Annotated in this window: 11 protein-coding genes and 1 tRNA gene; 5 read left to right on the top strand and 7 right to left on the bottom strand. The window is 76.3% G+C overall.

Annotated features, from left to right (window positions below; translation table 11 throughout):
* Positions 1-118 precede the first annotated feature (118 nt).
* Positions 119-1,030 carry a hypothetical protein gene (locus tag FHU37_RS26285; RefSeq protein WP_179817121.1) on the top strand — a complete coding sequence of 304 codons (912 nt, stop codon included), beginning with the start codon at positions 119-121 and terminating at the stop codon, positions 1,028-1,030.
* Between the two features lie 18 nt (positions 1,031-1,048).
* Positions 1,049-1,121: transfer RNA gene (locus tag FHU37_RS26280), tRNA-Lys, on the top strand.
* Positions 1,122-1,320: 199 nt separating this feature from the next.
* Here the strand turns inward: FHU37_RS26280 and FHU37_RS26275 are convergent.
* The gene (locus tag FHU37_RS26275; protein WP_179817120.1) at positions 1,321-3,585 is read right to left on the bottom strand and encodes an FAD-dependent oxidoreductase; all 2,265 of its coding nucleotides are present in this window, start codon (positions 3,583-3,585) and stop codon (positions 1,321-1,323) included.
* A 263-nt stretch (positions 3,586-3,848) separates the two neighbouring features.
* Here FHU37_RS26275 and cutA point away from each other — a divergent pair, with 263 nt between their 5' ends.
* Genes cutA through FHU37_RS26260 form a run of 3 tightly spaced genes read left to right on the top strand, consistent with a single transcriptional unit; the run spans position 3,849 to position 6,698 of the window.
* Positions 3,849-4,187 (top strand): divalent-cation tolerance protein CutA, encoded by a 339-nt coding sequence (cutA, locus tag FHU37_RS26270; RefSeq protein ID WP_179817119.1) that lies wholly within the window; start codon positions 3,849-3,851, stop codon positions 4,185-4,187.
* 37 nt (positions 4,188-4,224) lie between these two features.
* A complete protein-coding gene (locus FHU37_RS26265; protein WP_179817118.1) occupies positions 4,225-5,835 on the top strand; it encodes a phosphotransferase in 1,611 nt (536 codons plus the stop codon).
* Positions 5,832-6,698, top strand: coding sequence for a 4'-phosphopantetheinyl transferase family protein (locus FHU37_RS26260; RefSeq protein ID WP_179817117.1), 867 nt, complete (start codon positions 5,832-5,834; stop codon positions 6,696-6,698). Before FHU37_RS26265 ends, FHU37_RS26260 begins: the two co-directional genes overlap by 4 nt.
* 136 nt (positions 6,699-6,834) lie before the next feature.
* Here FHU37_RS26260 and FHU37_RS26255 read toward each other — a convergent pair whose 3' ends face one another.
* The 6 genes from FHU37_RS26255 to FHU37_RS26230 all read right to left on the bottom strand — a co-directional run bounded on the left by FHU37_RS26255 (position 6,835) and on the right by FHU37_RS26230 (position 15,501).
* Positions 6,835-7,296: a GNAT family N-acetyltransferase gene (locus tag FHU37_RS26255; RefSeq protein ID WP_179817116.1), complete on the bottom strand. Its 462-nt coding sequence runs from the start codon at positions 7,294-7,296 to the stop codon at positions 6,835-6,837.
* 73 nt (positions 7,297-7,369) lie between these two features.
* Positions 7,370-7,942 (bottom strand): SMI1/KNR4 family protein, encoded by a 573-nt coding sequence (locus tag FHU37_RS26250; protein WP_179817115.1) that lies wholly within the window; start codon positions 7,940-7,942, stop codon positions 7,370-7,372.
* Positions 7,943-8,013: 71 nt separating this feature from the next.
* Positions 8,014-10,059: a serine/threonine-protein kinase gene (locus FHU37_RS29170; RefSeq protein WP_312892875.1), complete on the bottom strand. Its 2,046-nt coding sequence runs from the start codon at positions 10,057-10,059 to the stop codon at positions 8,014-8,016.
* Entirely contained in the window at positions 10,056-11,096 is a 1,041-nt protein-coding gene (locus tag FHU37_RS26240; protein ID WP_179817114.1) for a hypothetical protein, read from the bottom strand. Before FHU37_RS26240 ends, FHU37_RS29170 begins: the two co-directional genes overlap by 4 nt.
* A 939-nt stretch (positions 11,097-12,035) precedes the next feature.
* Positions 12,036-12,959 carry an ornithine cyclodeaminase family protein gene (locus FHU37_RS26235; protein ID WP_179817113.1) on the bottom strand — a complete coding sequence of 308 codons (924 nt, stop codon included), beginning with the start codon at positions 12,957-12,959 and terminating at the stop codon, positions 12,036-12,038.
* A 91-nt stretch (positions 12,960-13,050) separates the two neighbouring features.
* A complete protein-coding gene (locus FHU37_RS26230) occupies positions 13,051-15,501 on the bottom strand; it encodes an N-6 DNA methylase (RefSeq protein WP_179817408.1) in 2,451 nt (816 codons plus the stop codon).
* Positions 15,502-15,757: the final 256 nt, after the last annotated feature.

Below are 15,757 nucleotides of genomic sequence, written 5' to 3'. Positions count from 1 at the left end.
GCTGGTCTGGCCGACACACCACGGCCGGCGGGCGGACGCTACCCCGGAACCATCGACTCCACCCCACGTTCCCGTGAAAATTTCTCCGTCCGATGATCGATCAGATACTTCTGGATCCATGGATGCCAGCGACCCGACACGACCGACGGCGGCCCTGACCACCCGGCCGGCCACCCCGCTCGGACCCGCGGCACCCACCGCCGCGGTCATCCCGGTCACCCCCGCCGCGTCCACCGACCCCGCGTCCGCCGCCGGGTTCTCGGCGCCCTCGGGTTCCCTCGGCAGCCTCACCGTCCCCATCGGCCACACAGTCTCCATCGGCCACACCGCCCCGGGGGGAACCGTCGCCCCCGCCGGCCCCGGCGCCGGGCCGTCGACCAGGCGGGCGGAGTCCACCCGGGAGTCCGGCGACGCGGGCGCCGGCGCGACCTCCCAGGTCTCCGCGCTCTCCTCGGCGCAGCGGGTCACCGCCGCCGGGGTGGCCTGGCTCGCCTCGGCCAGCCCCTTCCCGGACAGCCAGCGCGCGATCTGGGCGGTGCGGCCGGCGGCCCCCGCCGTGCTGCCCTGCGGCGAGGTCTTCGACGTCGTGTCGTTATCCCCGCTCTTCGGCCGGCGGGTGCTCAACGCGCTGTGGTTCTCCGGGCCGGGCTGCGGTCCGGTCGCCGGCCACCGGGGACGGGTGCTGCTGTTCACCGAGCCCGGCACCGCCGCCCGCCTGCCCCGGCTGCTCGGCTGGGAGCAGTGGACCACGCCGCCCACGGACCGCCCGATCTGCTACGGCCGGGGCGACAGCGTGAGCGTCCCGCCCCCCTGCCCCCGACCGGACGGCCCGCACCGCTGGATCGTCGCCCCGGACACCCGGCACCCGTGGCTTCCCGACGCCCACGCGCTGGTGCTCGCCTGCATCCGCTCCACCAGCCGGACCAGCCGGCCCGAACACCCGGCGGCGCAGCTCCCGGGCGCCTCCCCGGCCCCGCGCGTGGCCAGGGCCGCACCATTCGATTTTGGCGGGCAGCGGACGGACTGCTAAGGTCTTCGACGTCAGCGAGCGCCGCTAGCTCAACTGGCAGAGCAGCGGACTCTTAATCCGCGGGTTCGGGGTTCGAGTCCCTGGCGGCGCACAACGGCCCTCCGGTCCTCCACCGGACGGCGACACTGACACCACGCGACGGGCGCACCGATGGTCATCGGTGCGCCCGTCGGCGTTCGTCCGGGCGGGACGGTGCCCGTGGCACCCGAAACCGGGCACCACGGGCACCGTCTCTCTCAACCGGCCATCCCGACTCAGCAGGCCGTCCCGCCACAGGCGGCCATCCCGCTTCAGCCGGCCGTCGTCCGCTGTTCCGCCGGCTCCTCGGCGCCGCGCCCGTCCGAAGCCGAGCCCTGGCCGGGCACCGGGGCCGGGGTGCCCACCGCGTCGGCGGCGGCACCACTGCCGCGCGCCTCGGCGGCGGCGTGCACCTCCAGCGCCGAGCGCACGGCCGACTCCAGGGCCCCCTCGATCCAGGCGTGCTTGAGCGAGGTGTGCTCCCCGGCGAAGTGCAGCGGCCCCTCCGGGCGGTCCACCGTGGGCTGGAAGCGGACCAGCTGCCCCGGCGTGAACACCGCCGCCTCGCCGAAGGCGTAGGGGTTGCGCAGCCAGCTCTGGGTGGCGCCGTGCCCGGTGTAGAAGACCTTGATCCGCTCCCCGTGCAGTTCCTCCAGGCCGCGCAGGGCGAAGACGTACCGCTCGTCGTCCTCCATGGAGTCCCAGCGCGCCGCGTCGTCCGCCCAGCTGTAGCTGGCCAGCACCACGCCGCCGGGGCTGCCGGGCACGGGGTGCGAGGGGTAGTAGGCGAAGCGGTTGGGGTTGTCGGTCACCGAGCCGCCGCCCACGAAGCCGTCGGCCTCCCGGATGCGCGGGCTCGGGCCGCCGTAGCCGTCGTACAGCTCCCGCTGCCGCTGCGACACGCCGTCGCCGGGGACGGAGGGGTGCGCGCCGAGCCAGCGGGAGGTGCCGGCCGCGGCGTCCGGCTCCGCGCCGCCCCGCGCGCCGCCCATCCGCTGGTACAGGCCGGGCTCCACGGCCTCCAGCTCCCGCTCCCAGTCCGCCTCGTCGAACTCCCACCAGCGCCGGCTGAACTCCAGCAGCACCTTGGTGGCCGAGTCGTAGTGCATCTCGATGACGGCGCGCCGCTTGTCGTAGGACAGCGCCGGCTCGAACTGGACGTGCCGCAGGCTGGAGAACGGCACGGTGATGATCGCCAGGTCGCCGGTGAACTCCTCCACCACCCCGGCCGGGGCGGCGGCCTGGCGCGCCTCGTCGGTCTCCTTCGGCGGCTCCTCGGTGGTCACCACGCGCACGGCCGGCCCGTCCCCGCCCTCCGCCGGGTCCCGCCAGTGCACCCGGATCGCCCGGCGGTTCGGCCGCAGCAGGTCCTCCACCTCGGGCAGCAGCGCGTACGGCAGCCGCCAGCTGCCGCCCTCGATCTCCCAGTAGGTGGCGGCCGGGTTGATCATGGAGCGGCCCTGGAAGCTGTGCAGGAAGGAGAGCGGCATGCGGGAGGTGAGGTTCTCCAGCGTGCCGATGGCCTCGATGGCCGCGTCGGAGAGTCCGGCGCGCTCCTTCAGGTAGCCCCACATCGAGTAGCGGTCGTAGGCCTCGATCAGCCGGGCCCAGGCCTCCACCCACTGCTGCGCCTCCTCGCGGGTGGCGGGGCCGGCGCCGGGCGTGGGGTCGGGCAGGTGGCCGCGGGCCTCGGCGAGGGCGGCGTCCAGCAGGGCCGCGGTGGTGCGGCCGGCCTCCTCCCCGGTGAGGCCGAAGCCCTCGTTGACCGGGCGGGGGTCGACGGCGTAGTCGGCCCGGCGGACCTGGATGCCGTTCGTGCGGCTCCACGTGCGGTTCACCTTGTCCGGGGGCCGGAAGCCGGTGTCGGCCGGGCCGTTGCTCCACGTCTCGCCCTCGAAGGAGCGGTACTGGACGCCGGGGACCGGGGCGTCCTGGTTGCCGGTGTCGGGGTCGATGTCGGTGATGTGGAAGAGGCGGCGGCGCAGGCCGAGCCGGTCGACCAGGGCGAGGGTGAGCGGGTGGAAGTCGGGCAGTCGCATGGCGCCGGCCTCGCCGTACTGGAGGGGGTCGGCGAAGGGGGAGTCGGGGCCCAGGCCGGTGTCGGTGCCGTAGGTCTTGATCCGGCCGCCGACGCGGTTGGCGTTGGCCTCGATGATCGTGACCTCGTGGCCGGCGCGGCGCAGCAGCCAGGCGGCCGTCATGCCGGCGATGCCGGCGCCGACGACCAGCACCTTGGCCGGGCGGCTGGTGGGCGGCAGGCCGTCGTCGATCAGGACCTTCAGGTGGGCGAGCTTGAGGTCGCTGCCGTCCTCGCCGACCTGGAGCATGTCGCGGGCGGCCTTGACGCAGGCCGCCCAGCGGTCGGGGTCGACGTCGCGCGGGGCGGGCGGCACGGCGGGCGCGCTGTCGGCGGTGCGGGGGCGCGCCCAGGCTCGGCCGCCGGGCAGCAGCGCGCCGAGCGCGGAGACGAGCGTGGCACCGCGCACCACGGTTCTCCGGGAGGGGCGGGGGGATTCCTCGGAAGCGGGCGTGGACATGAGGGCCTCAACTCCTGTGGTAGGGAAACGGTCGCCGGCACCCAAAGCGCCCGGTCGGCGCGGGAGTTGGCGCCTCGTCAGCCCTGGCGTGCGGCGGCTGCGGGCATCGTCGCCGGGGCGGCTGGGCAGGCGGACCGAAGAATCGTTTCCGTGCTTCCGATTCGCCCGAACGGAGTACACGGGTGGCCATCCGACAAAGCAGTCCCCCGGACGTTGACAGCACCGTCACACGCCGGTAGCCACCGGTGCGCAACACTGTCTGCGTGAGCGACGCGACGGGACACCTGGTGCTGCTGAGCACGACCGACAGCGCGGAGGCCGCGCGGGAGCTGGCCGCCGCGGCGGTCGAGGCGCGGCTGGCGGCCTGCGTGCAGATCGTCGGGCCGGTCACCAGCGTGTATCGCTGGGAAGGGGCGGTACACGAGGAACAGGAGTGGCAGCTGCTGTTCAAGACGACCGAGGACCGCCGGGAGCGGCTGGAGCGGCAGATCGCCGAGCGGCACGGCTACGACGTCCCGGAGATCATCGCCCTGCCGGTCACCGCGGGCAGCACCGCCTACCTCGACTGGGTGACCGCCGAGACCCGCGAAGCCCCACGGTGAGGTGGCGGGCGGGATGGAGCTGACTCAGGTGGGAGGCATGGGAACGGCCCAGGACGACGGGTTCCGCATCCTCGGCATGGGGGACGCGGAACTGGTCGAGCCGGACTGGCCGCCGCTGACCGACGCGGAGGCGGCCGGAGTCCTGGCGCGCTTCCACCTCCCGGGCCCCGCCGAGCCCCGCTCGAGCGCCGCCGAACCCCGCCCTGGCACGGCCGAACCGCACCCCCGCTCCCCCGCGGCCCCTCCGGACGCGACCGCCCCGCCCGGCGGCGCCCCAGCCGGCACCCCGCCCGGCGGCACCCCGGCCGGCACCCCGGCCGCCCGGGTCAGCTGGCGCAGCCCCCGGCCGCTGTCCGCCGCCGCGATCGTGCACCTGGACGGCGGCGACGGCGCCCCCGAACGCCGGCTCTTCGTCAAACGCCACCACGTCACGGTGCGCACCACGGCGTCGCTGGCGGCCGAGCACCGCTTCATGGCGCACCTGCGCCGGCACGGCCTCCCCGTCGCCGAGGTCCTCCCGCCGTCCGCGCCGGCGCAGACCGGTCCGGCGGAGGCGGGCCCGGCGCAGACCGGTCCGGCGGAGGCGGGCCCGGCGAAGACGAGTTCGACCGGGCCCGGTCCGACCGGGACGGCGCTGGCGGACGGACCGTGGACCTACGAGGTGCACACCGTCCTGCCCGGCCACGACCTCTACCGCGACCGCTTCTCCTGGACGCCCTTCCACTCCCCCGCCCACGCCCGGGCCGCCGGTGCCGCACTGGCCCGGCTGCACCTGGCCGCCGCCTCCTTCACCGCGCCGGCGCGCGCCCCGCAGCCCCTGCTGGTGAGCCACGAGGTGTTCTCCGCCGCCGACCCGCGCACCGCCCTGGACCGGTTCGCCGCCGCCCGCCCCGCGCTCGCCGCCTTCCTCGCCGAGCACCCGGACCGCTACGACCGGCTCGCCGCCGCGCACCTCCCGCACCACCGCCGGTTGATGCGCGTGGCCGGCGGTCCGGCCGGCCTCGCCCGGCTGCCCGTGCTGTGGGGCCACGGCGACTGGCACCCCACCAACCTGCTGTGGTCCCGGCCGGACGACGACGCCGAGGTCTCCGGGATCCTGGACTTCGGACTCGCCAACGCCAGCACGGCCGTGCACGACATCGCCACCGCGCTGGAACGGTTCGCGGTGGAGTGGCTGCGCCGGGACGAGCTCCCCGGCCCCGCCGCGATCCGCTTCGAGCAGGTGGACGCCTTCCTCGACGGATACGAGCGGCTCCGCCCGCTGACGGAGTACGAGAGCCGGCTGCTGCCCGAACTGGTGCCGCTGACCCACGGCGACTACGCGCTCAGCGAGATCGACTACTTCACCGGCGTGCTGGCGGACCGCGCGCACGCCGAGACGTCGTGGGAGCGCTACTTCGTCGAGCACGCCGCCTGGTTCTCCGGCGACGGCGCCGCCCTCACCGAACACCTGCGGGAACGCGCCGCCCGACACACCGCCGAACGCACCGCCCGGCGCGGGCGGGCCCGCGCCGCCGGGCCGGCCGCCACGTCCACCGACTCACCACCGTCCACACCGACACCAAGCCCAGCAGTGTCAACAGCGGTACCAACCGCACCACGGGGGCGGGCCGCCGGTGGCGGCCCGCGGGAGGGAGCCACGCCATGAGGGCAACGGACACCACGTTCTGGAACAGCGACTGGTACCCGGAGACGGTCGTCGAATGCCACGTGTGGTGGGCGGCGCCGCTGACCGATCCGCACGCCTACCTGCCCGCCCTGGACACCACCGAGCGCGCCCGGCACGACGCCTACCAGCGCGAGGAGGACCGCGCCAGGTTCGGCACCGCCCGCCTGCTGGCCAAACTCCTCCTCGGCCGCGAGGCCGGCCTGCCGCCGGCGGAGGTCGAGCTGGACGCCACCTGCCGGGAGTGCGGCCGGCCGCACGGCCGTCCGGTCCCCGTCGGCCTGCCCGCCACCCGACCACCGGCGCTGTCGCTCTCCCACTCCGGCGACCGCGTCGTGGTGGCCGTGGCCCGCACCGTGCAGGGCGCGCTCTCCGCGGAGGTCACCGTCGGCGTCGACGTCGAACGGCTGCCGCCGGAACACGCCCTCGGCCTGCCGCCGACGCTGGACGGCGTGCTGGCCGCCAGCCTCGACGAGGAGGAACGCCGGATCGTGGGCGAACTCCCCGAGGCGGACCGCTGCGCCGGCTTCCTCACCTACTGGACCCGCAAGGAGGCGGTGCTCAAGGCGACCGGCGAGGGGCTGACCGCCCCGATGCGCCGGCTGCGGGTGAGCCGCCCCGGAGACCGCCCCCGGCTGCTGCGCCGGGAGGACGTGCCGGACGGCCCGCGCCGGATCCGCATGGCCGAGCTGCGGCCGGGCCCCGGCTACACCGCCGCCCTGGCGGTGCTCCTCCCCGAGGACGCCGCCGACGGCTGGCGGGTGGACCTGCGGATCGTCGAACGCTCGGCGGAACGGGTCCTCGCCTACGCCGCCCAGCGGCCGATGGCCACTCTGGTCGGCTGAGCCCCGCCCGGCCCGGAGCCCGGCCGCCGGGTCGGCCGGGCTCGGCCCTGGCGGTCGGCTCAGCGCCGGCGGTGGGCTCGGTGCTGGCGGTGGGGCTCAGCACCGGCGGTGGGGCTCCGCCCTCCGAGGGCGGGCCTCAGCCCTGGCGGCTGGGGCGGACCAGGCAGGTGGCGTCGGGCGGGGCGAACCCGAAGCGCTCGTAGAGACCGTGCGCGTCCTCGGTGAAGAGCACCCAGCGGAAGTCCGCGCCCGGCCCCTCCTCCACCATCACCCGCACCAGCTCCTTGCCGAGACCGGCGCCGCGCGCCTCGGGCAGCACGAACACGTCGCAGAGGTAGGCGAACCCCACGCCGTCGGAGATCGCCCGGGCGAACCCGACCATGGCGCCGTCACCGCGCCGGTAGGCGCCCACCAGCCGCCACGCGGCGTCGAGTTGCTTCTCCACGTCCTCGCGGGTCCGCCAGCGCCCCCAGTAGGCCGCCGTGGACAGGAACCCCCAGACGGCGTCCCGGTCCACCCGCTCGGGGGCGTCGTCGAGTTCGTACTGTGCGGCCGGGCCGGAGCCGCCGGGGCCGGGGGATGTGGTCGGCAGGGACATGGCCCGGACCCTATCCACCCGCCGCCGAGCAGAGTCAACGGACTTTTCGCGCCCGGGGGGGGCGACGGCCCGGTTAGCACGGCGTGACCCCGGGACGGACGGGCGGCAGCCCCCACGGCTCCAGGGTGCCCTCGACCAGCTCGGCGAGGAACTGCACCGCCCCGCCCGCGTAGTGCCACCAGCCGCCGTTGTGGGACGCCACCGTGACGAGCCACTGCTCCGGCCCGTCACCGGTCGTCGTCCACAGGAAGTGGTCGCCCTGGTTCGACTGGGCCCACGGCAGCAGGCCGCCGGGGGCCGGATGCGGACGCAGGCCGATCGACATGTCCGCCTCCCACCAGTCCTGGAGCACGCCCTCCAGGTCGTCGCGGATGCCGCCCAGCAGGTACCGCTCGGCGCCCGGCTCCGGGAGGCCGACCAACAGGAAGTCCCCGAGCGCGAAGGCGCCGTGGTGCGCCGCCAGCAGCTTGTAGTCGGCCGGCAGGGGCGTGCCCAGCGCGTCCTCCAGCAGCGCCCAGTCCAGGACCGCGGGCTCGGGGCGGCGGTACGCCGCCAGGCCGGGCACCGCGCGCTCCAACGCGCGTACCGCCTCGGCCGGATCCGTGATGCGGCGCCTCGGCGCCTGGGTTCCGATGAGCTCGTCCATGCCGGGCAGGATTCCAGGCCGGTGTGACACCCTCCCGGCGCGGCCGGCCGGTCAGCCGGCGGAGGTTCACCTCACCGCGGGTACCAGCCGCCGCCGGCGGTGCCCGGCCAGGAACCACCGGGCTGCCGCGGGTCCGTGTGCGGGTGGCCCGTCTGGTGTGCGCCGGTGTGCTGCTGAGCGGAGTGCTGGGGGCCGAGGTACTGCGGGCCGGTCTGCGGGTCGCCGGCCGCCGCCTGGAGGGAGTCCAGGGTGTGGCGCAGCGCCACCACCTCGTCGTCGTGCGGGCCGTAGCGGCGCTCCAGTTCGGGGAGCAGCGGAGCCAGCACGTCCCAGGCGCCCCGGAAGTCACGCTGGTGCGCGAGCAGGTCGCCGATCCTGCGCCGGAGCGTCAGCAGTTGCTCGGGATCCGCGTCGGGGTGCCGCTGGAGCAGTGGCAGGACCGTCCGGTACTCGGCCAGCGCCGCCGCCGGCTCCCCGAGCTCCTCGAGGCAGGACGCCGCCTCGGCCCGGTACTCCAGGGCGGCCACGGACTCCGGGCCGCCCTCCGCCTCGGCCTGCCGCGCCAGGTGCCGGAACTCCCGCAGGGCGGCGCCGTACTGGGCGTCCATCTGGAGGGTGGCGGCGTAGTGGTGCCGCAGGGTGCGGACCACCCGGGCGTCGTCGCCGTGGCGGGCGGCGGCCTCGGGGAGGACGCGGGCGAGCAGGTCGACCGCCTGGGTGTAGCGGCCCTCGTCGAGCATCCGGGAGACGTCGCGCCCCACCTGGGTGAGGTCCAGCTGCCCGGCGCCGGCCGGGGCCGACGGCGGACGGCCCGGCGGCACCGGGGCGGGTCCGGTGACCGCCGGGAAGGACAGGGCGGTGGCGGGGAAGGCGCCGGTGGCCCCGGGGTCGCCGGGGCCCGCCGGGGCCGTCCGGCCGAACGCGGCGGTCTGGCCCGGTTCGGCGGCCTGGCCGGGCGTGGTGCCGTGGCGTGGTGGGGTGGTGTCGCCAGGTGGGGTGCTGTGGCCGTGCGCGGCGGGGGGCGTCGTCGCCGGGGTGGCCGGGGTGCTCAGGGCCGGGAACAGCCGGGCGTCGAAGGGGCGGGTGGAGGGGACCAACGCCGCCTGCCCGGACCCGGTGCCTTCCGGTGCCCACGGCGTCCCGGTGGGGGCCGCGGGGGCGGAGAGCACCGGCGCCAGCGGGAAGCGGAACGGCCGGGTGGGATCCGGCATGCCGAAGCCCAGCGGTGGCACGGGCAGCGCCGGGTCGGCCGCGGGAAGCAGCGGGGCGAGCCGCCGGTAGACCTCGTGGGCGTCCGCCGGGCGGGCGTCGGGCTCCTTGGCGAGGAGGTCCAGGACCAGCCGCTCCAGCGCTTCCGGCACCTCCGGGCGGAGCTGCCGCACGGGCGTGGGCGGCGTGGCGCGGTGCATCGCCACCAGGGCGTAGGCCGTGGGCGCGCGGAACGGGGCCTGGCCGGTCAGCATCTCGTGCAGCAGGCAGCCCAGCGCGTAGAGGTCGGTGCGGCGGTCCACCGTGGTGCTGTACGCCTGCTCGGGGGCCATGTAGCTGGGGCTCCCGGGCGCGGCGCCGGTGCGGGTGAGCTTGGTGGCCGCGTCGCTGAGCACGGCGACGATGCCGAGGTCGAGCAGGCGCACCGTGCCGTCGCGCCGGACCATCACATTGCTGGGCTTGAGGTCGCGGTGGACCACGGAGACGGCGTGGATGGCCGCCAGGACGCCGAGCAGCTGGGCGGCGACCGCCACCGCCCACTCGCAGGGCATCGGGTCGGTCTCGGCGATGAAGTCGCCGAGGCTGATGCCGTCGACCAGTTGCATGACCAGGTAGAGCTGCCCGCCGGAGGCCGTGGGATCGTCCGTCGGGCGGTCCTCGCCGGCGTCATAGACGGTGACCAGGCCGGGGTGGTCGATCTGCGCGGCGGTCCGGCACTCGCGGGCGAAGCGGCGCACCTCGGTGCCGTGGTCGCCGCGGCCGGACAGCAGCTCGGAGCGCATCAGCTTGACGGCCACCCGCCGGTCCAGCGCCTCGTCGTAGGCGACCCAGACCTCCCCCATGCCGCCGCGCCCGATCGCCTCGCCGAGCCGGTAGCGTCCCGCGACGAGCCGGCCGGGGCGGGTCACCGGGCGCTCCCGTCGGCGCCGCCCTCCGGCCGGAGCCCGGGGCGGGGCGCGGTCGCGGGGCGGGGGTGCGGGTGGGGTTCGGGGCGGGGGTGCGGCCCGGGGCGGGGGTGCGGTTCGGGGTCCACGAGGGCGTCGAGGTTCTCCAGTTCGGCGCGCATCCGGTCCACCCGCCTGCGGTGCCCCGGAGTGACCTCCCCGCCGACGGCCGCGGAGGCGGGCGGCGCGGACGGGGGCGCGGACGGTGACCCGGGCAACGGCGTGGCGGGGGGCGGCCAGGGCTGCGCGGGGCCGGGTTCGAACGGGCGGGGGTCGAACGCCGCGGGGGTGGGCGGGGCGGCCTGGTGGGGCACCACGTACGGCTCGGGCTGGGGCTCCGGCGGGAGCGGCGGCCGGGATTCAGGCCGCTCGTAGTACCCCTGCGCCGCCTCCTGGTGCGACTGCTGGTGCGCCTGGTCCTGCTGGGGATGCGCTTGGTACTGCTGAGGGTGTGGCTGGTAGTGCTGCGGCTGCGCCTGGTACTGCTGGGGGTACTGGTGCGGTTGCGGCGCCACCGCCGGCTGCTGCGCCTCGGCCGGCCAACCGGCTCCCGCCGCGTAGGCCGCCCCGTACCCCGGCCACGCCCCGGCGCCGTCCGCCGCCACGGCCGCGGGCATGAGTCCCGGGGGAGTCTCACGCGTCGGCAGCGGCGCCCGGTCGGCCAGCAGTTCGTGGGTGACGGCGCCGGTCATCGCCACGATGGCCGCCAGGCCGACCCACGGGCTGGACCCGTCCGTCGGGGCCGAGGCGGCGATGACCCACACGGCGACGGTGACGGCGACGAAGACACCGACCCACACCCAGTCCCAGCGCCGTCGGTGCCGCAGCGCCACCCACAGCGCGGGACCGAAGGCGATCAGCCCCATCGAGAACACGGGCAACGCGCACCACAGCAGGCGGATCGGCAGCGGGGTGGGGCGGGGCGACGGGGGCGCGACGCCGAAGGGAGCCGGCGTTCCCGGCGGCAGGCCGGGACCCGAACCGAAGGACGGGGCGGTCACGGGCGCTCCAGGGTCATGAGGCGGGTCCATGCGCCTCGGACGGCCCCCGCTCCGACTCCCCAACTCCCGGCGGCAGACGCGGACGGGCACGGATCGGCGGCGGGCGACCGTGCCGGCGCGCTGGTTGGTGCTCCGAGTATGCCGCGCGCCGGCCGCGCGGGCATCCGACGGGTTCCCGTGCGGACGGGGGCACATGGCTGCACGGGACACGCTCGATCACGGTTCCAGGAGACACTCGGTCATCGGGACACGCTTGATCAGGGTTTCGAGGAGACACTCGGTCACAGGAGGCGCCGGCGTTGCGACAGCAGACGCCGGCGTTGCGACAGCAGACGCCGGCGTTGCAACACGAGACGCCGACGCTGCGACACGAGACACCGACGCTGCGACAGGAGGCGCTTCCTGGGTGCCGTCCGCTGCCGACGCTAGCCTGCCGGCGCTCGCCTGCCCTCGCCGCCGCTGCGTGTCGCCGCCTTCCGGTTGCTGTTGCCCGAAGCTGCCAGATTGCGTCAGGGCCATGCCAGATGTTGTTGCCTGATCAACCACCCGCTCCGGGGGGACCCCCTGTTTCAGGATCCCACGAACTTGTTACTGAGCGCAGTCCCCCACGTACCACCTGTGGATAACTCCCGACAGGTGCATGACCGTTGCCGAACAGAACATGCCTACCGCGCACTTCAAGCACACACATCACACAGCACCACATCGCGCAGCATCACATCGCATAGCACGCATGCGATGCACCTGACACACAGGCCGCATGTGCCGCACAGGCAACACAGGCCGCACAGGCAACACCTGCAGGGGGCCCGAAGGGGGACCCCCTTATTTCAAGCCTTTCATGGAATGGTCACGCTGCGGAGCCCCCATTCCCTCCCTGTGGATAACTCCGGCCATGACCGCGCCAAGTGAGTACCGCCCCACCTGCGAAATCACCCGTCAGCTCAGCAGGTCCACGGCAAGCGCGTCCCCGGCGGCGCGGGCGGCCAGGTACACCGGCCAGGCGACCGCCAGGTCCTGCCAGGGCAAGCCGACCGGCGCGTACACCGTCGGCCCGTCACCCACCCGGCCGGGCACGCTGCCGCGCACCACCTGGGAGAGCGTGCCGGCGGCAGCCTCGGCTCCCAGCCCGACGTTCCCCAGCGGGCCGCCGCTGCGCGCGGCCAGCTCGACGTCGTCCACGACCACCCGGGCGGCGCGCAGCAGCTCCGCGGAGAGCTCCACCTTGCCCGGCTCGTCGGCCCCCAGGCTGGTCAGGTGCAGCCCCGGCCGCAGGTCGGGGGCGTCGAGCAGGGGCTGGCGCGACCAGGTGGCCAGCACCACCACGTCGGCGGCGCGTGGCGCGGCGGCGGCGTCCGGCAGCGGCGTGCCGAACGCGGCGGCCCTGGCCGGGTCGACGTCGTGGGCGAGGACGCGGTCCACCCGCCGCAGGGCGCGCAGGCCGCGCAACGTCATGGCGGCCTGCGTCCCGGCGCCCACGACGGCGACCGTCCCGGCGGCCGGGTCGGCCAGGAGGTGGGTGCCGAGGGCCGCGGCGAGGCCGGTGCGCCAGGCGGTGACCGTGGCGGAGTCGAGCAGCGCGAGCAGTTCCCCGGTGGCCAGGTCGTGCAGGCACACCACGCCGCGCAGGGCCGGGGTGGCGGCGGGGAACTTGGCGTTGACCTTGACGGTGTAGGCGGGAACGTCCGGCAGCAGACCGGGCATCAGGCAGGTCGCGGTGCCGGGGCCGGGCAGGTCGGTGCGGAGGCGGTGCGCCGGGACGCCGCCGGCCGGGGGCGCGGCGAAGCCGGCGCGCAGCGCGTCGAGCACGGCCGGGACGTCGAGGTGTGCCTCGACGGCGGACCGGGACAGGATCAGGGTCATCGCGCTCCCTCCTCGGGGCACCAGCCGTTCGGCCGACGGTCCGGCGAGCCCGGCGGCAGCCGATCGGCCCGGCGGGAGCCGGCCGGCCCGCTCACCCGCCGTCCAGGGTGTCGGCGACCAGGTCGTCGGTGAGGTCCTGGACGAGCCGGCCGCCCAGTTCCGCCGCGTGCCGCAGTCCGGTCTCGAAGGTGATGAGCCGGCGGAACGCCTCGCCGAGCCGGCGTTGTTCGTCCAGCGGCAGGCGCGGCACGAGCAGCCGGCGGACGTCCAGGCGCGCCGTGCTGGAGGCGTGGGTGGCGGCCTGCCGGGTGTTGGCCGTGGCCCGCAGGTAGCCGGCGAGGAACCACGGGTCGAGTTGCCTCGGGTCGGGGCGCAGCAGGCACAGGCCGCGGCCGAGCACCGCGCCGCCGTGTTCCAGGACGCGGGCGTGCGAGGTGCCGCCGGCGATCGGCAGCACGACGTCGCCGGGCCGGGTGACCAGGCGTTCGGCGGCGCCCGGGTCCTCGGCGGGGCGGGGTGGTCGCCGGCCGGCGGCTGCTCCGGGTGTGGGGGTGGGCTCCTGGCCGGCGCGCAGGTCGTGGGCCTCCAGCACGGGCAGGCCGGCGGGGGGTTCGCCGTCGGCGGGGCCGCGGCCGGAGTTGACGCGGAGGGTGAGCGCTCCGGCCCGGGCGAGTTCGCCGACGGTGGTCACGGTGGCGCGTCCGGAGGGCGCGGGCGCGGTCGGCGTGCTGGTGTCGCCGCCGGCCTTCGTGGGCTCGGGCAGCAGGCGCACGGCGTCGGCGAGCAGGTCGGCGAGGCGTTCGCGGGTGCCGGCGAGGCGTTCGCCGCGCTGCCGTGGGGCGGGCGAGGGCACGTTGCGCGCGGGGGTGAGGTCGACCTCTTCGTCGAGGAGGTCGATGACGGGGACGGCGCGCAGCAGGCCGGGGCGTTCGGGGATCGGCGTGCCGCCGTGGGGTGCGGCGGTGGCCTGGTCGAAGGCGCGCCAGGCGTCGAGCACGGTGGTGTGCAGTCGTTCCCAGGTGGCGGCGGAGCGCAGCCGTCCGGTCGTCGGGGCGGTGGCGCCCGCGGGGGTCTGCTCGTCCTCCAGTGCGGCGGCGGCGTTGAGCAGCAGCACGTGGGGGGTGGGCTGCGCGGGGGCGGTGGGGTCGGGGCGGCGCAGCACCCACAGGTGGAGCGGGAAGCCGTAGGGCGGTGCGGCTCCGGGGGGCAGTGCGACGACGGCGCGCAGCGCGCCGCGGCGGAGCAGTTCGGCGCGGATGCGGCGGCCGGAGCGGCGGGAGGCGACGGTGGGGGGCATCAGCATCACGACGCCGCCGCCGGGGGCGACGTGGGCGAGGGCGTGCTGCACCCAGGCCAGTTCGGACTCCGTGCGGGGCGGGAAGCCGTACTCCCAGCGGGGGTCGTAGGGCAGTTCGTCGTGGCCCCAGTTGCGTTCGTTGAACGGGGGGTGGCAGACCACGGCGGTGACCGGCGCGGGGGTGGTGGGCGGGGCGGCGGTCGGTGCGGTGGTGGCGCCGTGGAGGGGGAAGGCGTCGGCGCGCAGGGAGTCGCCGCGCCGGATGGTGGTCGGCACCGCGGGGAGGGTGAGGGCGAGGCGCAGGGCGGCGAGGGCGGCGAGTCCGGGGTCGGATTCCTGTCCCATCAGTGCGAGGGGGGCGGTGCCGGGGGCGGCACCGGTGCCAGGGGCGGCGCCGCCGGTCGTGGAGGCGCCGGTCGTGGAGGCGGGGGGTGCGAGGGCGTCGGCGGCGGCCAGGAGGAGGGCGCCGGTGCCGCAGGCGGGGTCGAGGACACCGACCGGTTCGTGGCCGGGGGCGCCGGCCGCCCCGTGGCCGGGGGCGCCGGCCGCCCCGTGGCCGGGGGCGCCGGCCGCCCCGTGGCCGGGGGCGCCGGCCGCCCCGTGGCCGGGGGTGAGGTCGGCGAGACCGGCGAGGCCGGCCATCAGGGCGGCCACCGGTTGCGGGGTGATGGTGAGCTGCCGGGCGACCGCCTCGACGTGACGGTCCAGCAGGTGGGTGAAGGCGTCGGCCGGGGTGAGTTCGGCGGCGCGCCCGGTGGTGAGGTCGGTGAGGGCGGCGGCGAGCGGGAGCAGGGCGGGTGCCCCGCCGGGGAGGGCGGCGAGGGCGGTCGGGAGGTCGACCGCGGCGGGCAGTCCGGTGGCGCCGGCGGCCTCGGCCGCCTCCAGGGCGGCGGTGAGCCGTTCGACGAGGGATTCTGCGGTGCCGGGGTGGTCGGTGCGCCGGGTGAGGTGCAGGTGCAGCAGCCAGGCGCCGGCGACGGTGAGGGCGGCGGTGAGGCTGCCGTCCTCGGCGCGGTGTCCCTCCAGCAGCCGCCAGACGTGTTCGCGCTGCGGGACGCTGGCGACCTTGCCCTGGGCACGCAGCCAGCCCTCCACCTCGGCGAGGTCGAAGGCGGGGCTGGCCTCGGTCCCGCCGACGGGGCGCGGGAAGTCCTCGTGGCGTCGGCGCCAGTTGCTCACGGCCGCCCGGCCGACGCCGGCGAGGCGGGCGATCTCGGCTGCGGTGACGAGTGGGCGGTCCGGCACGGCGTCCTCCGTGGTGGCGGTGGTGGTCGGCGGCCGGTCGGACGACCGGACACGGGCGCCCGCGCGTTCCCCGGCGCCGGCCGGCCACCGCGGGTTCACGGTGGCGTCCACTCGCAATATAGCCACTTCACGCCGCAGGACGTACACGCCGTTGACGGCATCAACGCGGGTTTCGTGTTGACAAGGTTCACAGCGCACTGTTGGAATGAATGCACCGAAGGGGGCCGCCGCCGAACGGGTGCCGGGAGCCGTGAAA

The sequence above is a fragment of the Allostreptomyces psammosilenae genome (genome assembly GCF_013407765.1).
GTDB lineage: Bacteria > Actinomycetota > Actinomycetes > Streptomycetales > Streptomycetaceae > Allostreptomyces > Allostreptomyces psammosilenae.
The sequence above is the reverse complement of the archived record's forward strand: the minus strand, read 5'-3'. Positions and strand labels throughout refer to the sequence as shown.